The following is a 22132-nucleotide window of genomic DNA, read 5'->3' as shown; positions in this document are numbered from 1 at the left end:
CTTAGACGGCGAACATCAGCAGCAGCGACACGAGGAACGCGAAGATCCCCAGCGCTTCTGCAAACGCGATACCGATGAACAGCGTTGCTGTCTGCGAAGCAGCAGCGGACGGGTTGCGCAGGGCACCTGCAAGATAGTTGCCGGCCACGTTGCCCACCCCGATTGCGGCTGCGCCGGAACCGATTGCTGCCAGGCCTGCGCCGATATGTGCGAGATCGCCTTCCATGTGAATTCTCCTTACGATTGGAAGTTGAAGCGTAGGGTGCGTGATGTCACGCACCGTGTTTTAGTGTGACGGGTGCAGCGCGTCCTTGAGGTACACGCAGGTCAGGATCGTGAACACGTAGGCCTGGATGAAGGCCACGAGCACTTCCAGTGCATAGATTGCGGTGATGCCGAGGATCGACAGCGGCGCGACCGCCGTGATCGCGGCGAAGCCCGCGAACACCTTGAGAACCGCGTGGCCAGCCATGATGTTGCCGGCAAGACGAATGGAGTGGCTCACCGGACGCACGAAATACGAGATCAGCTCGATGATGGCGAGGATCGGGCGCAGCGCCAGCGGCGCGCTCGACACCCAGAAAAGACCGAGGAACCCCGCGCCGTTCTTGACGAAACCCAGGACCGTCACCGCGATGAAGACGCCGAAACCCAGGACGGCCGTCACCGCGATATGCGATGTGGGCGAAAAGGAACTCGGGATCAGCGCGAGGAAATTCGAGAAGACGATGAACATGAACAGCGTGAAGATATACGGGAAATACTTCACCGCATCCTTGCCGGTCACATCTTCGACCATCTTGTAGACAAAGCCGTAGGCCAGCTCGGCCACGGATTGCGTCCGCGACGGCACCCGCGCGCGCTTGGACGTGCCCAGCACCATCAGCGCGATCACGCAGGCCACTGCCAGCAAAAGCCACAACGCCACGTTGGTAAAGGTGAACATGTTCACCGCGCCGTCGCCGAAAAGCGGCTTCACGATGAACTGGTCCATCGGGTGGAACACCAGCCCGCCGTCGCTGTGACCGTCAGCTTCCGTCGCCATGTCGATCCCTCTCGTTCTCTCCGGCCTCTTTGGCCAGTTGCTTGACCTGGAATTCCTTGGCGGTGCGCATCATCACGTTCACGCCCGCAGCAAACCCCAGCAATGTAAACAGCACCATCAAGAAAGGCTGCGTGCCAAACAGCACATCAAGCCCGTATCCGATGCCAAATCCGATCCCGAGACCGGACACCATCTCGATCACCATGCGCCACCCCTGTTGCGCCTGGCTGTAATGTTCCTCCTGGTGTGGCTTGTCCTCGGCGCCGCCCTTGGCCGCCGCGATCCGCGCTTCCAGCTCTTTCAGCCGTTGCTTCGGATCGGCTTCGGACACGCACTCCACTCCTGTTGGAACGTTGCGCCTGTGCTACGGCGCAGCACGATCCGAGTCAAGGCAGCTTGAGAGACGCACGATCTCCATCCAAGCAACTGGAAAACAACTGTTTTTCATGTTTCTCGGACCGCCCGACCAATAGGTCACAGGCCGCATCGGCGCACGAAATGCGCATATCCCATATTCAACTTTCTGGTTGAGTTTCCGACAGGGTCCAGTCTACTGCACCGCATGGCCTCACCCCTCGACACTGTCTTTGCCGCACTGGCAGACCCGACCCGCCGTCAGATCCTGACGATGCTGCTCGAGGATGACATGGCCGTGACCGACGTGGCCGAGCCGTTCGAGATGTCGCTGGCCGCGATTTCCAAACATCTGGTGATCCTCGCCAACGCGGGTCTCATCAGCCAGGAAAAACGCGGCCGGGTCAAATGGTGCAAGCTGGAACCGGACGCTCTCAAAGACGCCAGCGTCTGGATGCAGGCCTTCGGCCAGTTCGAAGCGATCAATCTCGATGCGTTCGAGCGCTTCCTGCAGACCGAAAACCTGACCTCGGACACCTGAGCGCAAACGCATCCATGCGTTTGCGACATTCCGTTGACGGAATGTCCGCCGCTCATGCCGCCAATCCGCGCCCCTTCAACAGAGCCTCGACCCCCGGCATCCGCCCCCGGAACCTGGTGTAAAGCACATCCGCCTCTTCGGACCCGCCCGTCGACAGGATGAACTCTTCCAGCTTCTGCGCCATCGCCGGATCGAACGCGCCGCCCGCTTCCTCGAACGCCTCGAACGCGTCGGCATCCATCACTTCCGACCACATGTAGCTGTAATACCCCGACGAGTACCCGTCGCCGGTGAACACATGCGCGAAATGCGGCGTCGCATGACGCATGACGATCGCCTTCGGCATCCCCAACGCGTCCAGAACCTTCGCCTGTTCCGCCATCGGATCGGCTGGCGGATCGCCCTCGTGGAAGGTCAGATCGACCAGCGCCGAAGCCACGTATTCCACCGTCTGGAACCCCATGTCATAGGTCGCCGCCGCCAGTACCTTGTCCAGCATCTCGCGCGGCATCGGCTCTCCGGTTTCGGCATGGGTCGCGAATTCCTGCAACACCTCCGGCACCTCGAGCCAATGCTCGTATAACTGGCTGGGCAATTCCACGAAGTCCCGCGCCACCGAGGTGCCCGAGATCATGTCATAGGTCACATCCGACAATATCTGGTGCAATGCGTGGCCGAACTCGTGAAACAGCGTGCGCGCGTCGTCATAGGACAACAGCGCCGGGTCGCCCTTGGCGAAGTTGCAGACATTCACCACAACCGGCGCCTGAACATCGGGAAACCTGCGCTGCGTCCGAAAGGCCGAACACCACGCGCCCGACCGTTTCGAGGCGCGGGCGAAATAATCGCCAATGAACACCGCGACGTGCTGGCCGTTGCGCGTCACCTCCCACGCCCGTGCGTCCTTGTGGTAAAGCGGCACATCCAGCGCCCGAAAGTCCAAACCGAACAGCCGGTTGGCACAGGCAAAGGCCGCCTCGATCATCCGGTCAAGCTGAAGATAGGGCTTCAATTCCGCCTCGTTCAGCGCAAATTCCTCGCGCCGCCGCGCCTCGGAATAATAGCGCCAGTCCCAGGCCTGCAACGGCCCGTTCACACCGTCCGCCCGCATCCGCTCTTCCAGCAGCGCCGCATCCTCCAGCGCCCGCGCCTTGGCCGGTTCCCACACCGCCATCAGCAATCCGCGCACCGCATCCGGGGTCTTCGCCATCTCGGTCTCGAGCTTGTAGGACGCGAAATCGTCATATCCCAGAAGCCTTGCACGCTCCTGTCGCAACGCCAGGATCTCCGCCGCCACATCCCGGTTGTCGGTCTCTCCGCCGTTTTCTCCGCGCGCCACCCAGGCGCGCCACGCCTCCTCGCGCAATGACCGGTTCGGACAGAATTGCAGGAACGGCACGATCACCGACCGCGACAGCGTCAGCACCGGCCCATCCGCGCCCCGCTCCTTGCCGGCCGCACGCACCGCGTCGATGACAAACCCGGGAAGCCCGTCAAGCGCGTCCTCCGGCAGCGCCCGCTGCCAGTCGCGTTCATCCGCCAGCAGGTTCTGCGCGAACTGCGTGCCCAGGGTGGCCAGCCGTCCCTTGATCTCCTTCATCCGCGCCGCGTCATCGCCCTCGAGCGCCGCTCCGGCGCGCAGGAAATTGCGGTGCACCAGCATCAGCACGCGGTCCTGCTCTGGCGTCAGCCCAAACGCCTCGCGCGCCAGCCACACCTGCTCAATCCGCGAAAACAGCGCCTTGTTGCCAAAGATCGCCGCCGAATGCGCCGCCAGTTTCGGCGAAAACTCCCGCATGATCTCTTCTCGCTGCGGCGTCGAATCGGCACCGGCAAGATTGTAGAACACCCCCAGAACCCGATCGAGCGTCTGGCCCGTGCGCATCAGCCCTTCGATGGTGTTCTCGAAACTCGGCGGCGCCGGGTTCGCCGCCAGCGCCTCGACCTCGGCCATGTCCTCGGCCATCGCCGCCTCGATCGCAGGCGCGAAATGCGCGTCCTCGATGCGCTCGAACGGCGGCAGCGCGAACGGTGCCTCCCATGTCGTCAATAGGGGGTTGGTCATGTCACGCTCTCCTGCTGTGCCCTGCCAAGCCTAGCATGCCCGCCCGGCGGAGCAACCTGTGCCTGACCGCCCTGGCGCATACCCAGGCCCCGAAGAAAACCGCCCCACGCGCCCGGGGTTCCCCGCGCTAGGCCTCACCCGCCATTGCCTGCCCGCAAACGGGACAATCCGCGCGGCGCGTGACCGCGATCTTGCGCGTCTCGCCCCAAAGCGCATCGTAAATCAGCATGTCGCCCGTCAACGCCTGCCCGGCCCCGGAGATCAGCTTGACCGCCTCCACCGCCATCATCGACCCGATCACCCCGGGCAACGGCCCGATCACCCCCGCCTCTGCACAGGACGGTGCCAGCCCGGCGGCCGGGGCTTCGGGAAAGATGCACTGGTAACAGGGCCCTCCCGAGGCCGGATCAAAGACCGCGATCTGGCCTTCCCACTGCGACAGCGCTCCTGAAATCAAAGGCTTGCCCGCCGCCACCGCCACCCGATTGGCAAGATACCGGGTCTCGAAATTGTCCGTCCCGTCAAGAACGAGGTCATAGCCGTCCACCAGATCCGCGGCCACCGCCTCGGTCAGCCGCCGGTGATAGGGCAGAACCTCGACATGCGGATTCTGCGCCAGCATCGCCGCCTGTGCGGAAAACACCTTGGGCATGCCGATATCCTGATCGCGATGGATCACCTGCCGTTGCAGGTTGGCGTTCTCGACCACGTCATCGTCAATGACCCCGATGGTGCCCACGCCCGCCGCCGCGAGATATTGCAACGCCGGCGCGCCCAGACCACCCGCGCCGATCACCAGCACCTTTGCATTGCGCAGCGCCTTCTGCCCCGGTCCGCCGATCTCGCGCAACACGATATGGCGGGCATAGCGCTCCAGCTCGCTCGGCGAGAAACTCTCGGATCGGGGCGCGCGCGGCGCTTCGGCCTCTTCCTTGATCAGCGCCCGGTCCTTCAACCCCTTGACGACACGCCCGTACAAGACCGCGACGGCCGCGAAGACGCCGATCAGGATCCACAGCGCCGCACTTTCCCCCGTCGCCATCCGCAACGGATGCCCGGAAGGAAGCGCGATCTGGATGAACAAGACCCCGATATACAACAGCCCGATCATGTAAAGCCGGGCGGTCCGGGGAATTTTCATCACCACCCCAAGGCCCCAAAGCGCCGCGGCCATGGCGAAAACGACGATCATTCCGACACCCCGGTCGATCCGAATCCGCCCGCGCCGCGCGCCGTGTCGCACAGGGCGTCGACCTCGACGAACCCCGCGCGCGACACCGGTGCCACGACCATCTGGGCGATCCGGTCGCCATGGGCAATCTCGAACGGCGCGTCCCCGGCATTCATCACGATCACCCCCAGCACGCCGCGATAATCGCTGTCGATGGTTCCCGGCGCGTTGGGCAAGGTGATGCCGTGCTTGAGCGCGAGGCCAGAGCGCGGCCGGATTTGTACCTCGTACCCGTCCGGGATCGCCAGGCGCAGCCCCGTGGGCACCAGGGCTCGCGCGCCGGCCTCGAGGACAAGCGATCCCCGATCCGGGAAATTCGCCCGCAGATCCGCCCCCGCCGCCCCGGCGCTGGCATAGAACGGCAGCCCCAGAGACCGGTCGGCACCGTCAACCCACGTCAACTCAATCGTGACCACGTTCCGCCCTTCTTCTCTTTCCAAATATGCAAACTGGCCCGCCCGCGTCGTCAGACCAGCGTTTCGGCAATCCGCGCTGCCAATTGCCGCGCCACCGCGTGTTTGCCCATGCGCGGCCAGGCCTCGGCCCCGGAACCCGAGATCAGCGTCACGGCGTTCTCCGATCCGCCCATGATGCCGGTCTCCGGCGACACGTCATTCGCGACGATCCAGTCGCAGCCCTTGCGCGCCCGCTTGGCGGTGGCGTTGTCGATCACGTCATTTGTCTCGGCGGCAAAGCCGACAACCAGCGTCGGTCGCCCCTCCGTCATCTGCGCGACCTCGGCCAGGATGTCGGGGTTCTCCTCGAATTCCAGCACCGGAAGCGCGCCTGCCACCTTCTTGATCTTGCTGTCCGACGCGGCGATGACCTTCCAGTCCGCCACCGCCGCCGCGAAGACAGCCGCCTCGGCGGGCAAGGCCGCAAGCACCGCCGCCCGCATCTCGCGCGCCGTGTTCACACGCACCACCTCGACGCCCTCGGGCGGCGAAACCTCTGCCGGGCCGGTGACGAACACCACCTCGGCGCCCAGCACCCGAAGCGCCGCCGCAATCGCCGTGCCCTGCGCACCGGACGAGCGGTTCGCGATATAGCGCACCGGGTCGATCGGCTCGTGTGTCGGCCCCGAGGTCACGACGATCCGCTTGCCGGTCAATGGCCCGTCGGCCAGCGCGCCCACAACCGCGTCGACAATCTCCAACGGCTCGGCCATCCGTCCGGGCCCGTATTCGCCGCAGGCCATGTCGCCGGCATTCGGACCCACCACCGACACACCATCGCCGCGCAGCACCGCCAGATTGCGCTGCGTCGCGGGATGCTCCCACATCCGCACGTTCATCGCCGGCGCGATCATCACAGGCGTGTCCGTGGCCAGCAGAAGCGTCGTCGCGAGATCCCCCGCCAGCCCCTGCGCCATCTTCGCCATCAGATCCGCCGTCGCCGGGGCCACAAGTACCAGGTCGGCCACCCGCGACAGCTGGATATGCCCCATCTCGGCCTCGTCGGTCAGGTCGAAAAGGTCGGTATAGACCTTCTCTCCCGCCAGCGCCGACACCGACAGGGGGGTCACGAACTCCGCTGCCGCCCGCGTCATGACCGGGGTCACCGCGGCACCGCGTTCGCGCAAGCGGCGGATCAGGTCGAGGCTTTTATACGCCGCGATTCCACCACCGATGATCAGAAGGATACGTTTGCCGCTCAACATAAGGCACAGTCCTGACAGGGTCCTGCGCCTTTGTTACGGGGCCGCTCGGCAAAACTCAATCAGCGGAACGCGTCGCAGGGATCGCCCCGATCAACGGCGGGCGCGGTTTCGACCAGGTCGAACTCCCCTGAGGGCGGGTCGCCATCCTCGCCCTGCCCCAGGGACGCTATGCGCAGACCCGGTTCAGCCGCCATCAGATAGGTCGGCGCGCCCCAGTCCATCCGCGCATGCCCGTTGCCGGTGATCACCACCACCGGCCCGCCATGCGCCTCGACCGCCTGCACCGCCGAATAGGCCAGTTCCGCATCGCGCAGCCGCTGAATTTCCACCATCACCGGCAGCATATCCTCGGGCAGCGCGTCGCAATGCGCTGACAATTGCAACGCCTCTCGCGCGGCCTGCTGCGCCTCGGGCAACGGATCGGTAAGACCGTATGCCTCGGCATCGCCGCGAAACGCCGACGCCATGCCATCGGCCATCGCCTGTCGCGCCGTGTCCCGGGGCACCGCCGCGCCGTAATACGCCGCCTCGGGGGCTGCGGCAAAAATCGGGTAATACATCGAGAAATCCGGCCAGCCGCTCTCGTTCCAGCCCAACGCCGCCTCCAGCGCCGACGCATCCGCGATCAGTTCCGGCGTCACCCGGTCGGCCTGCGCCGGCGTCAGCATCTCGAAGACCAGCGCCGCCGGGTCAAGCTCGGCCACGTACTCCGCCTGCCGCGCGTGGTGCGCCGGGTTGTCATGCAACTCCCCCAGGAACACCACGTCGGCACCATCGAAAACGCCCCCAGCGGCCAGGGCCGTGGGGGCGATCAAACACCAGATCAAGCCATGTCTCATGCGAGGAAGTTGTGCACCTCGGGGCTCTGGGCTTCAAGCGATTTGCGGATCTTGGCAAAGGCCGCGGCTTCAAGCTGACGCACCCGCTCCTTGGACAGCCCCAACTCGTTGCCGAGGCTCTCCAGCGTCCGCGCATCTTCCCGAAGCTTGCGTTCGCGCACGATGAAGCGTTCGCGTTCGTTGAGCTGGTTCATCGCCATCATCAACCACTGGCGCAGCTGCGCAAGGTCGAGATCTTCCTCGACCCGTTCATCCGCCTGCGCGGTTTCATCCTCGAGCGCATCAATCCATTCGCGCCCTTCATCCTCGGTCGATTGCGTCGCGTTGAGCGAGTAATCCGACCCGGACAGACGGCCCTCCATCATCTCGACATCATGCAGCGGAACACCGATCTCCTCCGAGATCAGACGCCGCATCTCGTGGCCTTCAAGCGTCCGCCCCTCGGCGGATGCCTCGCGCTCAAGCCGGGCCTGAACGCGGCGCATGTTGAAGAACAGCGACTTCTGCGACGACGTGGACCCGGTCCGCACGATCGACCAGTTGCGCATCACGTAATCCTGGATCGACGCCTTGATCCACCAGACCGCATAGGTCGAAAACCGCACACCGCGATCCGGATCGAACTTGTCCGCGGCCTTCATCAGCCCCAGACCCGCCTCCTGGATCAGGTCGTTCATCGGTGCGCCGTAGCGCTTGAATTTCGACGCCATCGAGATGGCAAGTCGCATGTAGGCCGTGATCAACCGATGCAGCGCAACTTCGTCGCGCTCGTCGCGCCATGCGTAGGCCAGCTTGAGTTCGGTTTCCGCGTCCAGCAGCTCCGCTTTCATCGCGCGCCGGGACAGGGTTTGGTCGTTGAACGAGTCCAGTGCCATATCGCCCTCTGATCTTATCACTTGTACTCTTTACGCAAGCCGCATGCGCACGGATCAAAGATTCATCAAGAAAGTTCCAATACCGCGTCAACGTCCGGCCATATTCATTCGTTCCGGTGATGGCCCCACGCACAATTCGCAATTGGGCAACCAAGGGCCTCCCGGCTAGGGTTGCCCGAAAGCGCGACAATCCGGGACCAACCTGCATGACATATAAGCTCTTCATCGGCGATTACGCCTATTCAAGCTGGTCGCTTCGCGGCTGGCTCCTGTTCCGGCGACTCGGCCTGACACCCGAGATTCACCTTGTCGATTTCAACTCCACCGGCGTGGCCGAACAGCTGCGCGCGCTGGCCCCGGCCCGCACCGTTCCGGTCATGCAGACACCCGAAGGCAGCGTGATCTGGGATTCGCTGGCAATGGCCGAAGACCTGCATGAACGGCACCCCGATGGTGGCCTCTGGCCCGCCGACCCTGCGGCGCGCGGGCTCGGCCGGGCGCTTGCCGCCGAAATGCATTCCGGGTTTGCAGCGCTGCGCGGCGAATGCCCGATGAACCTGCGCACGGCCTACAAGGACGTGCCGCTCTCGGACGAGACCCGGGCCGACATCGCCCGGATCGAGACGATCTGGGCCTATGCCCGCGACCGGTACGGCGCGGATGGCCCGTGGCTTCTGGGCACGTATTCCATTGCCGACATCGCCTTCGCCCCGGTCGCGGCGCGATTTGCCGGCTATGACGTGGCGCTGTCACAAGGGTCTCGGGATTATGTCCAGACACATCTGGCCGACCCGTGGTTCCGCGACTGGCGCAGCCTCGCCCTGACCACCGGAGACACCTTGCCGTGGTACGCCAAGCCGTTTGACACCCGCCCGTGGCCTGACCCAAGCTGAAAGCGACCGAAACCGCGTCGAAGAGATTTCGCGGACCCGCGTTAACCATTTCGCAACCATGATCGCCGCACCCTCTGCCGACACGAGGAACTGGCCCCATGGTTGCGCACGCCTACACCGTCGCCTTCGAAGGCGTCGACGCCCGCATGGTCGAGGTGCAATGCGCCATCACCCCCGGCATGCCCGCCTTTGCCGTGGTGGGTCTTCCCGACAAGGCGGTTTCGGAATCCCGCGACCGGGTGCGCGGTGCGCTCTCGACGCTGCATATCGCGCTGCCGTCGAAACGCATCACGGTGAACCTGTCACCCGCGGACCTGCCCAAGGAAGGCTCTCATTTCGACCTGCCGATCGCGCTGGCGCTGCTGGCCGAACTCGAGATCCTGCCCAAGGACGCGGTCGCCGATACCGTGGCGCTGGGGGAACTCTCCCTCGATGGCGCGCTGGTGCCGGTGATCGGCGCGCTGCCGGCCGCGATGGCTGCCGCTGAAGAGGACCGCGCGCTGATCTGCCCCGCCGCTTCCGGAGCAGAGGCGGCCTGGGTCGGCGGCTGCCAGGTGATCGGCGCCAAGGGGTTGATGGACGTGATCCAGCACATGACCGGACGCACCCCGCTGGCGCCCTGCGACCCGGGCGAAGTCACCCACAGCCCCGACAGCCGCGACATGCGCGACGTCAAGGGCCAGGAACGCGCCAAGCGCGCGCTCGAAATCGCCGCCGCCGGCCGCCATCACGTGTTGCTGGTGGGCACGCCGGGCTCCGGCAAATCCATGCTGGCCTCCCGCCTGCCCGGCATCCTGCCGCCGCTGACCCCCGCCGAAGCGCTGGAAACCTCCATGGTGCATTCGCTGTCGGGCCTGATCGAGGCTGGCGGCATCTCGCGCGAACGCCCGTTCCGCGAACCGCATCACACCGCGTCGATGCCCGCCATCGTTGGCGGCGGTCGCACCGCCAAACCCGGCGAAATCAGCCTTGCGCATAACGGCGTGCTTTTCATGGACGAATTCCCGGAATTTCCCCGCGCCGTGCTGGAAACCCTGCGCCAGCCGATCGAAACCGGCGAGGTCATGGTCGCCCGCGCCAATGCCCATATCAAGTATCCCTGCCGCTTCATGCTGGTCGCCGCCGCCAACCCCTGCAAATGCGGCTATCTCAGCGATCCCGCCCGCGCCTGCTCGCGCGCGCCGAACTGCGGCGAGGACTACATGGGCCGCATCTCCGGACCGCTGATGGACCGCTTCGACCTGCGCGTCGACGTGCCTCCGGTGGCGTTTCGCGATCTCGACCTGCCCAGTTCGGGGGCCAGCAGCGCCGACATCGCGTCACGCGTGGTTGCAGCCCGCGCGATCCAGAGCGCGCGCTTTCAGGGTCATCCCGACATGCACCAGAATGCCGATCTGCAAGGCGATCTGCTGGATCAGGCCACGGCCCTCGACGATCCGGCCCGCATTCTGCTGACCAATGCCGCCGACCGTTTCGGCCTCTCGGCCCGCGGCTATCACCGCGTGCTGCGCGTCGCCCGCAGCATCGCCGATCTCGAAGCCACCGAGGCCATCACCCGCGACCACGTCGCAGAAGCGCTCAGCTACCGCCTGCCCCAAAGCGCCAGATGACATCAGGTGAAAAAGGCCGCAAGGCCCGCCCTAGAGCTTCGCCTCGATCGCCTCCCAGATGGCCCCGGCCACGTTGATCTGATCGAACCGCTCCAATTCCTGGATCCCGGTGGGCGAGGTCACGTTGATCTCGGTCAGGTAATCGCCGATCACGTCAATCCCGACGAAAACCTGCCCCTTTTCCCGCAAGAGCGGCCCGATCCGCGCGCAGATCTCCAGGTCGCGCTCGGTCAGCCCGACCTTCTCGGGCCGTCCGCCCACATGCATGTTCGACCGCGTTTCGCCTTCCGCCGGCACCCGGTTGATCGCGCCCACCGCGTCGCCATCGACAAGGATCACGCGCTTGTCTCCCGCCCACACGTCCGGCAGGAATTTCTGCACGATGAGCGGTTCACGTGAAAAACCGGTGAACAGTTCGTGCAGCGACGTCAGGTTGCGGTCATTGGCATCCAGCCGGAACACCCCCGCCCCGCCATTGCCGTACAAGGGCTTGAGAATGATGTCGCCATGCCGCGCCTTGAACGCCTTGATCGTCTCGAGATCCCGCGCGATCATCGTCGGCGGCGTCAGGTCCGGGTAATCCAGCACCAACAGCTTCTCGGGGTAATTCCGCACCCAGAACGGATCGTTCACCACCAGCGCCTTGCCCCTCAACCGGTCCAGCAGATGCGTCGAGGTGATGTAATGCATGTCGAACGGCGGGTCCTGGCGCAGCCAAACAACGTCGAACTCCGCAAGATCCACCTGCTCCACCGGACCCAGCGTCACATGCTCGCCCTGCACCCGCTGCACAGTGAACCGCTGCCCATGCGCCAGGATGCGCCCTTCGTCATAGGCCAGCTTGTCCGGACCGTAGAAAAACAGCTCATGCCCGCGCGCCTGTGCCTCCTCGGCCAGTCGGAACGAACTGTCGGCCTTGATATCGACCGACTGGATCGGGTCCATCTGAAACGCGATTTTCATGTGCTGCCCCTTGCAAACTATGCCCATCTAATGGCGCAAGCCATGCAAGGGTGCAAGATCAGGACATCACAGCGCCATGCTGGCATTCGGGATGATGTCGATCACCCCCTGTGCGTCGACCAGCGCCACATCCAGACGGGCATCGGTCAACGCGCCATTGGGACAGGACCCGAGGTAATCCTCGGCGCTGCGCAGGATACGTCCCAGCTGTTTTGCCGTCACGCGCTGCACCGCCTGTTCATGGGTCCGGCTTTTCTTGACCTCGACAAAGACGATCCTGTCACCCTCGGCAAGGATCAGGTCGATCTCGCCAGAGCGCCCGCGCCATCGGGTTTCGCGCAAGACCGCGCCCTGCCGCGCATAGTGCCGGGCAACCGCCTGTTCGGCGCTGAGACCGGCATGGTAATTGGTGCGCCGGACATCGCCGGACCATGTCGGATCGTTCGGAAAATCAAATGGCATCCATCGCGCCTTTCATCTGGCGTCACGCACGCCACTCCAGAATTACCCTATCCCATCAAAGTCTAACGTTCCCCTAACGCCATCGCCCTTTGATAGGCCTCGCGCCGGGACACACCGAATATCCTCGACACTTCGCTGGCCGCGTCCTTGACCGACAGCCGCGTGAGCGCATCGCGCAACGCATCGTCCAGCGTCGCCTGGTCGGTCTGCACGCCAAGGCCCCGGTCGATCAGCACGACGATCTCGCCTTTCGGCGTCTCCTCGACATATTTCGAGGATAAATCCGCCAAACGCCCCGCACAACGCTCTTCGAACTTCTTGGTTAACTCCCGGCACACCACCGCATCGCGATCCGCGCCCAGCACCTCGGCCGCATCGCGCAGCATCGCGCCCAGCCGTTTCGGCGACTCGTAGAAGATCAACGTGGCGGGCACCCCGACAAACTCCGCCAGCGCCGTTTTCCGCTTGCCCGAGCTGCTGGGCAGGAACCCGGCGAACAGGAACCGGTCCGATGGCAGACCCGACAGCGTCAGCGCCGCAACAGCGGCGGTCGGGCCAGGGGCGGTGGTACAGGCATACCCGGCCTCCAGCGCCGCCCGCATCAGGTCGAATCCCGGGTCGGAAATCAGCGGCGTGCCTGCCTCCGACGCATAGACCACCGACTGCCCCGCCTCCAGCGCCGCCATCAACCGGGGCCGCGCCCGATCGCCGTTGTGGTCGTGATAGGCCACCAGGGGCCGGTCCCCCAACGGCACGCCGTGAATGTCCATCAGCCGCCGCAGCGACCGCGTGTCCTCGGCCGCCAGCACATCCGCCCCGGCCAGCAGATCGAGCGCCCGCAACGTGATGTCACGCGCGTTGCCCAGCGGCGTCGCCACCAGGTAAAGCCCCGGCGCGATCTCGCGTGTCTGCCAATTCATCTCTGGACCCGCCTTTCACGTTGACTATGATCGCCCTCAATCGGAAATCCGCGCGAAACGGTTCGGCGCGGGATCAGGGAGTACGTTTCATGTTGGCTGTTTTGTCCATTCCCCGCAACCTGTTGCGCAAAGCCGTGGCGGTCGCCGCCTTCGTCGGTCTGAGCGCCTGTGACCCCGGCATGATGCCCAGCGTCGGCAGTGGGACCGGACCCAGCGTGAACCCCGATGCGCCCGTGCCCGTGGCCCTGCTGGTTCCGCGCAGCGACAGCAGCGCCAGCGGCGTTGCCTCCAGCCTCGAGAACGCCGCACGCCTCGCGCTGGCCTCGCTCGACGGGGTGCAGATCGACCTGCGGGTCTATGACACCGGTGGCGACGCCCGGCGCGCGGCGGTGCAGGCCGAAACCGCCGTGGCCGACGGCGCCAAGATCATCCTTGGCCCGCTGTTCGGTGAAGCCGCAAACGCGGCGGGCGTCGCGGTGGCCGACAATGGCGTGAACGTCCTCAGCTTCTCGAACAATGCCTCGATCGCGGGCGGCAACGTCTTCGTGCTTGGCCCGACCTTCCGCAACACCGCCGACAGGCTGCTCGGCTATGCCTCCCGGCAGGGTCAGAGCTCGGTGGTGATCGTCCACCCGCAGAATGTCGAGGGCGAATTCGGCAAGGCCGCGATCCAGGCCGCGGCCAGCCAGAACGGCGTGCGGGTTGCGGGCATCGAATCCTTCCAGTTCTCGCAGGAAGGCGTGGCCTCGGCCGTGCCGCGCATCCAGGGACGGCTCGCCTCGACCGGCGCGGACAGCCTCTTTCTGACCTCGAACGCCGCCGGCGCGCTGCCCATCCTCCTGCAGCTTCTGCCGGAAGCCGGCATCGACCCCGCGACGACGCAGTACATCGGCCTCGCCCGATGGGATGTTCCGGCCCAGATCCTGTCGATGCCCGGAGCCCAGGGAGGCTATTTCACACTGCCCGACCGGGCCGCCCAACAGGCGTTCGAAAGCCGCTACCGGGCACAGTTCGGCTCTGAGCCGCACCCGCTGGCAGGCCTGGCCTTTGACGGGATCGCGGCGGTTGGCGCGCTGGTCAGACAGGGCCGCTCGGACGCCCTGACCGCTCGGGCCCTGACCCAGGGGTCGGGCTTCCAGGGGGCCAACGGCGTCTTCCGGCTTCTGCCGGACGGAACCAATCAGCGCGGACTCGCAGTCGCGACCGTGCGCAACAACCAGGTGACCATCCTTGACCCAGCCCCATCCGGCTTCGGCGGCGCAGGCTTCTGAGAACTTGATACGCATCAAGGCGTCAGGGGCCCCCGCGGTGCCTGACGATTTCTCCGACATTCTCGACGTGGCGGCGCTGCGCGACCACCTGTGGCAAAGCCTTGCCTCGGCACAGGACGAACGCGCCGTTCGCGCCGCAACTGTCGCCGTGCTCAAGGACGCCCAGACCGCCGGGCGCGCCGCGGTCGCCGCACGGCTCGACGCGCAGCCGCGCCAGGCGTTGCCGGTGACGCGCGGCTACACCTGGCTCACCGACCAGATCGTGACCCTGACCTTCGAGATCGTCACCGGGCGCATCCACCGGAACCCCAACCCGACCGAGGGCGAACGCATGGCGGTGTTGGCCGTCGGCGGCTACGGCCGGGGCGAAATGGCGCCCTTTTCCGATGTCGACCTGCTGTTCCTGACCCCTTACAAGATCACCGCCTGGGCCGAGAGCGTGATCGAATCCATGCTCTACATCCTGTGGGATCTCAAACTCAAGGTCGGCCATTCCTCGCGCACCGTGAAGGATTGCCTGCGCCTCGGGGCCGACGATTTCACCATCCGCACCGCGATGCTCGAACAGCGCTTCCTGGTGGGCCACGAACCGCTGCAACTCGATCTCGACAACAAGCTCTGGAACACGCTCTTCAAGGGCACCGAGGGCGAATTCATCGAGGCCAAGCTCGCCGAACGCGACGCCCGCCACGTCAAGCAGGGCCAGCGCTACATGGTCGAACCCAACGTGAAAGAGGGCAAGGGCGGGCTGCGCGACCTGCAATCGCTGTTCTGGATCGCAAAATATGTGCATCACACCGACGATATCGGCGAACTGGTCCGCAAAGGCATCTTCCGGCCCGAGGAATTCGACACCTTCGTCAAGGCCGAGAACTTTCTCTGGGCGGTGCGCTGTCACCTGCACCTGGCCTCGGGCCGCGCCACCGAACAGCTCACCTTCGACATGCAGGTCGATGTCGCCGAGCGCATGGGCTTTGTCGACAAGGGCGGTCGGCGCGGGGTCGAGATCTTCATGCAGGCGTTCTTCCGCCACGCCACCTCGGTCGGCGATCTGACGCGGATCTTCCTGACGTCGCTCGAAGCGTCGCAGCAAAAGGAACCGCCGCTCCTGATGCGGCTCCTCAAGCGCGCGCCGAAGATGAAGGAGGGCTACGAAGTGGTGAACAACCGCCTCGCCATCGTCGACAACGCCGCATTCCTCGCTGACAAGATGAACCTGCTGCGGATCTTCGAGGAAGCCCTGCGCACCGGTCTCCTGATCCACGCCGACGCCATGCGCCTGATCAGCGCCAACCTGCACCTGATCGACAAGGACATGCGCCACGACAAGGAGGCGCAGCGCATCTTCCTCGACCTGCTGCTGAAACACGGCAACCCCGAACGCGCCCTGCGGCGGATGAACGAACTGGGGGTGCTGTCGGCCTTCATTCCCGAATTCGAACCGATCGTGGCGATGATGCAGTTCAACATGTACCACCACTACACGGTGGACGAACACACGATCCAGTGCATCTGGCACCTCAGCGAGATCGAGAACGGCCATCTCGAAGAAGACCTGCCGGTCGCAAGTTCGATCCTCAAGGCCGGCGTCAACCGCAAGGTGCTGTACCTGGCGCTCATGCTGCACGATATCGGCAAGGGCCGCGACGAAGATCACTCGGTTCTCGGCGCCAAGATCGCCCGCAAGGTCGCGCCCCGCCTGGGCCTGAACAAGCAGGAATGTGCCACCGTCGAATGGCTGGTGCGCTACCACCTGCTGATGTCCGACATGGCCCAGAAACGCGACATCGCCGACCCCCGCACGGTGCGCGATTTCGCCAAGGCGGTGCAGACCCGCGAACGGCTCGACCTGCTCTGCGTGCTCACCGTCTGCGACATCCGCGGCGTCGGCCCCGGCACCTGGAACAACTGGAAAGCGGCGCTGATCCGCGCGCTCTACCGCCAGACCCGCCGCGCGCTCGAGGACGGGATGGAGGCGCTCAACCGCGAAAACCGCGGCGCAGAGGCCAAGAAGGCCCTGCGCGCGGCGCTGGCCGACTGGGACACGCGAGACCTGCGCGTCGAAACCGCGCGCCACTACCCGCCCTACTGGCAGGGGCTGCATGTCACCGCCCACAAGGTCTTCGCCGAACTGCTGCGTGGCATCACCGATGACGAGATCCGCATCGACATCCATCCCGACGAAGACCGCGACGCGACCCGGGTCTGCTTTGCCCTCGCCGACCATCCCGGCATCTTCTCGCGGCTCGCGGGCGCGCTGGCGCTGGTCGGCGCAAACGTGGTCGATGCCCGCACCTTCACGTCAAAGGACGGCTTTGCCACCGCCGCCTTCTGGATCCAGGACAGCGACGGAACCCCCTACGAGGACGTGCGCATCCCGCGGCTCCGGGACATGATCAGCAAGACCCTGCGCGGTGAAGTGGTGGCACGCGACGCGATGAAACCGCGCGACAAGATCAAGAAACGCGAACGCGCCTTCCGGGTGCCCACCTCGATCACCTTCGACAACGAGGGTTCCGAAATCTACACCATCATCGAGGTCGACACCCGCGACCGCCCCGGCCTGCTCTACGACCTGACCCGGACCCTGGCCAATGCGAATGTCTATATCGCGTCCGCCGTCATCGCCACCTATGGCGAACAGGTGGTGGACACATTCTACGTGAAGGATATGTTCGGTCTCAAATTTCATTCCGACAGCAAACAGAAATCACTTGAAGCCAAATTGCGCACCGCCATCACCGAAGGCGCCGCGCGCGCAAAAGAATGATCCTCGCCAGACTTTCCTGCGGCCCGCATCCTGACGCCCCGGACCTGACGCCCGCACTCGGAATGAAGGCCTGATCGCGCGGTGATCATCGCGTTGTGTCCGACGCTTCCGCCACGGCCTGCCGCAGCACGGTCTCGTCCCGCTCCTTCATCTCGCGATGCAGTTCACGATACTTCCGGTCGGCACGCGTTGCCTCGAACAGGGCGCGCGCCTCGGTGATCGGCACGATCCCGGCCACGGGCACCCCGCGCCGCAGCACGGCGAAGCGCGCCTCGTGGTAATTCACCTGCTCCAGCACCTGTCGAAGGTGGCTGCGCAGCCAGTCGGTGCCGATATCCTCGAGCGGTGAGAGATTGTATCTGAACACTTTGCGGTCCTCGGGCCATCGCGTCCGGCCACCCTGGCGCAGAAAGATTGAAAAATCGTAACCGCGCCGCGCGGCATCCGGTGACAACGAGGAAAACCGCGTTCCGTACGGTTCACTCGTACGGCCCAACCGTACGAACCGCACGGAACCGCACTTTTTCTACCTTCGAAGCAGCCAAACCGGCGAAATCGGCCGGATTCGGCTCCGGAACCGTACGGATTGTACGGCTCATCCGTACAACAGGCACTTTTCGCCGGGTGATTTCTGCTCTACCCCCTTCGTCACGCGCAAGGAGCCGACATGAAACCGATCCGCCTCATTTCCGGTGTCCTCACCGTCGGCTTCTGGACACTGATGAGCCGAATTCTGGGCGTCCTGCGCGAAGTCCTGATCCTTGCCTTCATCGGCCCCGGCCCCGTCATGGACGCCTTCGTCGCCGCCTTTCGCCTGCCCAACATGTTCCGCCGGTTCTTTGCCGAAGGTGCGTTCAACGCCTCCTTTGTTCCCATGTTTTCCAAGCGTTTGCAGGCCGAGGATAACGCCACCGGCTTCGCCAATCAGGCCCTCAGCGGCCTGGCCTTCGTGCTGCTGATCCTCAGCGCGGTGGCCATGGTCTTCATGCCCGCTCTTGTCTGGCTGACGGCCGGGGGGTTCGTCGGCGACGTGCGGTTCGACCTGACGGTGGACTATGGCAGGATCGTCTTTCCCTACATCCTCCTGATCTCGCTGACCGCGCTGTTCTCGGGTGTGCTGAACGCCACGGGCCGCTTTGCCGCCGCCGCCGCGGCACCTGTTTTTCTCAATATTTTTGTATGCATTTCAATGATATGGGCGGCCCGTACCGGCGGCGAGGTCATCCTCTGGCTGGTCTGGACAATCCCTCTGGCCGGGTTTGCACAGCTTGCCCTGGTCTGGGTCGCCGCCGACCGCGCCGGAATACACCTGAGACCGTCCCGGCCTCGCTGGACGCCCGAAATGAAACGGCTTGTGGTCGTCGCCATCCCCGCAGCGCTCGCGGGCGGTGTGATGCAGATAAATCTGCTTGTCGGTCAACAGGTTGCCTCGCATTTCGAAAAGGCGGTGGGCTGGCTCTACGCCGCCGACCGGCTCTACCAGCTGCCGCTTGGCGTGGTCGGTATCGCCGTCGGCATCGTGCTCTTGCCGGACCTGTCCAGACGCCTGACCGCGCAGGATGACAGCGGAGCGAAACACGCGTTCTCGCGCGCCGGGGAATTGTCCCTGGCGCTGACCGTTCCCGCCGCCGTGGCACTGGTGGTGATCCCCCTGCCGCTGGTCAGTGTCCTCTTCGAACGCGGCGCCACCGGGGCCGACGATTCCGCGGCCATCGCGGTGGCGGTTGCGATCTATGGTCTGGGGCTCCCGGCCTTTGTCTTGCAGAAGGTTCTGCAGCCCCTGTTCTTTGCCCGCGAAGACACGAAATCGCCCTTCCGATACGCTGTCTGGGCGATGATCGTGAACGCCGCCGTGGCGGTCGGATTGGCCCCCGTGATCGGCTGGATCGCGCCTGCCATCGCAACCACCCTGGCAGGGTGGGTCATGGTCTGGATGCTGGCGCAGGGCGGCCGCAAGCTGGGCGACGTGGCCCGGTTCGATGACCAGTTCCGGCGCCGCATCTGGCGGGTCTGCCTGGCGTCCGCGGTGATGGGCGGTGTGCTCTGGCTAAGCACGGTGGTCCTTGGTCCGTTTCTCGCCATGTCGGGCGTCCGGTTCATTGCCCTGGCCGCGCTGATCGCCATCGGAATGGTCAGCTACGCGATCACCGGTCAGCTGATCGGCGCGTTCTCGTTGCGCGAATTCCGAAGCGCCTTTCGCCGCGGCCAGGCCTAGTTCCGCTGGCGCAGCCGGTCGACCAGTTTCGACCAGCCTCCGGGGACCAGGACGATCGACAGGGCAAAGCCGATGGCGAAGCCCGAGATATCCGCGACCCATTGCGCGTTGGGGCCGAACAGAAGCCCGAAGATCAGCTGGATGAAGAGCAGGATCCCGATCAGCGTGAAGGCGCGAATCTGGTTTTCGCCCAGTTGCCCCAGCCGCAGCCAGAGCATGTAGGTGAACCCGCCGATCAGGCCGTAAACCGCTGGAAACGCACCGATAAGCGGCGCGGTGCCACCGACGGTCACGGCGTAGACCAGGGCGCCACCGGCGGCAGAAACGATGAAGATCACGATCACCGCGAAACTGCCCATCGCCTCGCCGACCATCTTGCCGAGCGCCAGCAACATCACACCCGCAAAGAGCGCATGGGTAAAGCTCGCATGCACGAACGCGTAGGACACGAAGCGGATCACATGCTCGACCGGCCAGCGACCGGACTCCATCATCCAGGCAAGAATTTCGGAGGAAAAGGCGAAGCGCTCCAGCGTCTCGAGCCGCCATCCCACGGCCCCTGGACCGCCCAGAAGACCGCGCGTCCCAAGGGTGAACATGACCTCGATCCCCACGATCACGAGGAACAGCGCGATCACCACGGGCGGCAACGGGTTCAGGGGGGATTCATTATGCGGGTGGGTCACGGCGGGCCCCTTGCTTGACGGCAGTTGGGGGCATGGGTAAGGCACCGCAAGCACTTTTGCCAGATGGAGATTTGCCATGACTGCGGCACTGTCCGAGGGGGTCCAAACCTCTCCCGCGTTCACGCCCCGGGTTTTTTCGGGGATCCAGCCCTCCGGAGGGCTGACACTGGGCAACTACCTTGGCGCCATGAAGCGTTTTGTCGAGATGCAGGGCCAGGGGTTCGAGACGCTCTACTGCATGGTCGACATGCACGCGATCACCGTCTGGCAGGACCCCGAGGCGCTGCGCCGCCAGACCCGTGAACTGGCCGCCGGCTTCATCGCGGCCGGGATCGACCCGGAACAGTCCATCCTGTTCAATCAGAGCCAGGTGCCCGAACACGCGCAACTGGCCTGGATCTTCAACTGCGTCGCCCGGATGGGCTGGATGCAGCGGATGACCCAGTGGAAGGACAAGGCCGGCAAGAACCAGCAAAATGCGTCCTTGGGCCTTTTTGCCTACCCGGCCCTGATGGCGGCGGACATCCTTGTCTACCACGCCACGCATGTGCCGGTGGGCGAGGATCAGAAGCAGCATCTCGAACTGACCCGCGACATCGCGATCAAGTTCAACCATGACTTCGAGACCGAGTTCTTTCCGCTCACCGAGCCGGTGATCGAAGGCGCGGCCACGCGGGTCATGTCCCTGCGCGACGGATCGAAGAAGATGTCCAAATCCGATCCCTCGGATGCCAGCCGCATCAACATGACCGACGATGCCGATGCGATTGCGCAGAAAATCCGTAAAGCCAAGACCGACCCCGACGCCCTGCCCTCCGAGGCCAAGGGATTGGAAGGCAGGCCCGAGGCGCGCAACCTGGTCAATATCTACGCCGCGCTGGCCGAACAGACGGTTGACGCGGTGCTGCGCGATGTGGGCGGCAAGGCGTTCTCGGAATTCAAGCCGATGCTGTCGGACCTCGCGGTGGCCAGACTGTCCCCGATCTCGGGGGAAATGGCGCGGCTGATGCAGCAGCCCGACGAGATCGACGCGATTCTGCGCAAGGGGTCGGAGCGGGCACGCACCATTGCCGCACCGATCCTCAAGCAGACCTACGAGATCGTCGGCATGGTGTCGTAAGCTTTGCACACAGGCACAGAACCTGCGCGCTTCAGGGGCTTTTCCGCATGAGAGCTCAGGCATAGCTTGGTCAGAGAGGTCGAAAGGAAAGACCATGACCAAGGCACATCCCGGCATGACCATCGGACATGTCCACCTCAAGGTTTCCGATCTCGACCGCTCCATCGCGTTCTACCGCGATGTGATGGGGCTAGACGTGACACAGCACTACGGCGACCAGGCCGCGTTCCTGTCGGCGGGCGGGTATCACCACCACATCGGGCTGAACACCTGGTTCAGCAAGGGTGGCCCACCTGCCGCGCAGCGCAGCGCGGGGCTGTTTCACGTGGCGTTTCTCTACCCGGACCGCGCCGCCTTGGCGCAGGCGTTCAAGTCCGTGCTGGACGCCGGTGTCGAGATCGAAGGTGCAGCGGATCATGGTGTAAGCGAGGCGATCTATTTCAGCGACCCGGATGGCAACGGGATCGAGATCTACCGCGACCGTCCCGAGGCCGAATGGCCACGCGACGCCAACGGCCAGATGGACATGGGCAACCACCCGCTAGACCTCGAGGCGCTGTTGCAGGAACTGGACTGACAGCGCGACCTCGACGCATGCCAAGCCTTTTCGAA

Annotated in this window: 22 protein-coding genes; 8 read left to right on the top strand and 14 right to left on the bottom strand. The window is 64.8% G+C overall.

Going from position 1 to position 22132, the window contains the following annotated elements; genetic code table 11:
- Position 1: 1 nt before the first annotated feature.
- The 3 genes from LCF60_RS14795 to LCF60_RS14785 are packed head-to-tail and all read right to left on the bottom strand — an operon-like array spanning position 2 to position 1376.
- Complete coding sequence (locus tag LCF60_RS14795) at positions 2-226, bottom strand: F0F1 ATP synthase subunit C (protein ID WP_072775827.1); 225 nt, start codon at positions 224-226, stop codon at positions 2-4.
- A 60-nt stretch (positions 227-286) separates the two neighbouring features.
- On the bottom strand, positions 287-1045 hold the full coding sequence (locus tag LCF60_RS14790) for a F0F1 ATP synthase subunit A (RefSeq protein WP_292292800.1): 759 nt from the start codon (positions 1043-1045) through the stop codon (positions 287-289).
- Positions 1029-1376 carry an AtpZ/AtpI family protein gene (locus LCF60_RS14785; RefSeq protein ID WP_292292798.1) on the bottom strand — a complete coding sequence of 116 codons (348 nt, stop codon included), beginning with the start codon at positions 1374-1376 and terminating at the stop codon, positions 1029-1031. Before LCF60_RS14785 ends, LCF60_RS14790 begins: the two co-directional genes overlap by 17 nt.
- Before the next feature lie 231 nt (positions 1377-1607).
- Between LCF60_RS14785 and LCF60_RS14780 the strand changes: the two genes are divergently transcribed.
- Positions 1608-1940, top strand: a complete 333-nt coding sequence (locus LCF60_RS14780) for a metalloregulator ArsR/SmtB family transcription factor (protein WP_292292797.1) — start codon at positions 1608-1610, stop codon at positions 1938-1940.
- A gap of 52 nt (positions 1941-1992) precedes the next feature.
- Here LCF60_RS14780 and LCF60_RS14775 read toward each other — a convergent pair whose 3' ends face one another.
- The 6 genes from LCF60_RS14775 to LCF60_RS14750 form a co-directional block, all read right to left on the bottom strand.
- On the bottom strand, positions 1993-4005 hold the full coding sequence (locus LCF60_RS14775) for a M3 family metallopeptidase (RefSeq protein WP_292292796.1): 2013 nt from the start codon (positions 4003-4005) through the stop codon (positions 1993-1995).
- A gap of 127 nt (positions 4006-4132) precedes the next feature.
- Entirely contained in the window at positions 4133-5197 is a 1065-nt protein-coding gene (gene moeB, locus LCF60_RS14770) for a molybdopterin-synthase adenylyltransferase MoeB (protein ID WP_292292795.1), read from the bottom strand.
- Positions 5194-5652 (bottom strand): dUTP diphosphatase, encoded by a 459-nt coding sequence (gene dut, locus LCF60_RS14765; RefSeq protein ID WP_292292793.1) that lies wholly within the window; start codon positions 5650-5652, stop codon positions 5194-5196. Before dut ends, moeB begins: the two co-directional genes overlap by 4 nt.
- Positions 5653-5702: 50 nt before the next feature.
- Complete coding sequence (coaBC, locus tag LCF60_RS14760) at positions 5703-6896, bottom strand: bifunctional phosphopantothenoylcysteine decarboxylase/phosphopantothenate--cysteine ligase CoaBC (protein WP_292292791.1); 1194 nt, start codon at positions 6894-6896, stop codon at positions 5703-5705.
- A 59-nt stretch (positions 6897-6955) separates the two neighbouring features.
- Positions 6956-7735 carry a ChaN family lipoprotein gene (locus LCF60_RS14755; protein ID WP_292292790.1) on the bottom strand — a complete coding sequence of 260 codons (780 nt, stop codon included), beginning with the start codon at positions 7733-7735 and terminating at the stop codon, positions 6956-6958.
- Positions 7732-8610 carry an RNA polymerase factor sigma-32 gene (locus tag LCF60_RS14750; protein WP_292292789.1) on the bottom strand — a complete coding sequence of 293 codons (879 nt, stop codon included), beginning with the start codon at positions 8608-8610 and terminating at the stop codon, positions 7732-7734. Before LCF60_RS14750 ends, LCF60_RS14755 begins: the two co-directional genes overlap by 4 nt.
- A gap of 206 nt (positions 8611-8816) precedes the next feature.
- On the opposite strand from LCF60_RS14750, the gene LCF60_RS14745 reads away from it, so the two are divergent.
- Together LCF60_RS14745 and LCF60_RS14740 are read left to right on the top strand one after the other, a co-directional pair.
- The gene (locus LCF60_RS14745) at positions 8817-9503 is read left to right on the top strand and encodes a glutathione S-transferase (RefSeq protein ID WP_292292788.1); all 687 of its coding nucleotides are present in this window, start codon (positions 8817-8819) and stop codon (positions 9501-9503) included.
- Between the two features lie 98 nt (positions 9504-9601).
- A complete protein-coding gene (locus tag LCF60_RS14740) occupies positions 9602-11113 on the top strand; it encodes a YifB family Mg chelatase-like AAA ATPase (RefSeq protein WP_292292787.1) in 1512 nt (503 codons plus the stop codon).
- Positions 11114-11143: 30 nt separating this feature from the next.
- Here LCF60_RS14740 and gshB read toward each other — a convergent pair whose 3' ends face one another.
- The 3 genes from gshB to rsmI all read right to left on the bottom strand — a co-directional run bounded on the left by gshB (position 11144) and on the right by rsmI (position 13458).
- Positions 11144-12076, bottom strand: a complete 933-nt coding sequence (gene gshB, locus LCF60_RS14735) for a glutathione synthase (protein ID WP_292292785.1) — start codon at positions 12074-12076, stop codon at positions 11144-11146.
- Between the two features lie 66 nt (positions 12077-12142).
- Positions 12143-12538, bottom strand: a complete 396-nt coding sequence (locus LCF60_RS14730) for a YraN family protein (protein ID WP_292292784.1) — start codon at positions 12536-12538, stop codon at positions 12143-12145.
- 62 nt (positions 12539-12600) lie between these two features.
- Positions 12601-13458, bottom strand: coding sequence for a 16S rRNA (cytidine(1402)-2'-O)-methyltransferase (rsmI, locus tag LCF60_RS14725; protein WP_292292783.1), 858 nt, complete (start codon positions 13456-13458; stop codon positions 12601-12603).
- A gap of 89 nt (positions 13459-13547) precedes the next feature.
- Between rsmI and LCF60_RS14720 the strand changes: the two genes are divergently transcribed.
- Positions 13548-14729, top strand: coding sequence for a penicillin-binding protein activator (locus tag LCF60_RS14720; protein WP_292292781.1), 1182 nt, complete (start codon positions 13548-13550; stop codon positions 14727-14729).
- Entirely contained in the window at positions 14689-17499 is a 2811-nt protein-coding gene (locus LCF60_RS14715) for a [protein-PII] uridylyltransferase (RefSeq protein ID WP_292292780.1), read from the top strand. Before LCF60_RS14720 ends, LCF60_RS14715 begins: the two co-directional genes overlap by 41 nt.
- Before the next feature lie 85 nt (positions 17500-17584).
- On the opposite strand, the gene LCF60_RS14710 is transcribed toward LCF60_RS14715, so the two are convergent.
- Complete coding sequence (locus LCF60_RS14710; protein ID WP_292292779.1) at positions 17585-17866, bottom strand: hypothetical protein; 282 nt, start codon at positions 17864-17866, stop codon at positions 17585-17587.
- 300 nt (positions 17867-18166) lie between these two features.
- Between LCF60_RS14710 and murJ the strand changes: the two genes are divergently transcribed.
- Positions 18167-19714, top strand: a complete 1548-nt coding sequence (gene murJ / locus LCF60_RS14705; protein ID WP_292292777.1) for a murein biosynthesis integral membrane protein MurJ — start codon at positions 18167-18169, stop codon at positions 19712-19714.
- On the opposite strand, the gene LCF60_RS14700 is transcribed toward murJ, so the two are convergent.
- Positions 19711-20400 (bottom strand): rhomboid family intramembrane serine protease, encoded by a 690-nt coding sequence (locus LCF60_RS14700; RefSeq protein WP_292292776.1) that lies wholly within the window; start codon positions 20398-20400, stop codon positions 19711-19713. The genes murJ and LCF60_RS14700 overlap by 4 nt on opposite strands.
- A 76-nt stretch (positions 20401-20476) precedes the next feature.
- Here LCF60_RS14700 and trpS point away from each other — a divergent pair, with 76 nt between their 5' ends.
- Together trpS and LCF60_RS14690 are read left to right on the top strand one after the other, a co-directional pair.
- On the top strand, positions 20477-21520 hold the full coding sequence (trpS, locus tag LCF60_RS14695; RefSeq protein ID WP_292292773.1) for a tryptophan--tRNA ligase: 1044 nt from the start codon (positions 20477-20479) through the stop codon (positions 21518-21520).
- A 94-nt stretch (positions 21521-21614) separates the two neighbouring features.
- Positions 21615-22097 carry a VOC family protein gene (locus LCF60_RS14690; protein WP_292292772.1) on the top strand — a complete coding sequence of 161 codons (483 nt, stop codon included), beginning with the start codon at positions 21615-21617 and terminating at the stop codon, positions 22095-22097.
- Positions 22098-22132 lie beyond the last annotated feature (35 nt).

The organism is Marivita sp. (assembly GCF_020055635.1).
Classification (GTDB): Bacteria; Pseudomonadota; Alphaproteobacteria; order Rhodobacterales; family Rhodobacteraceae; genus Marivita.
Note: the sequence above shows the minus strand (reverse complement) of the source record. Positions and strands in the feature narration are given on the sequence as shown.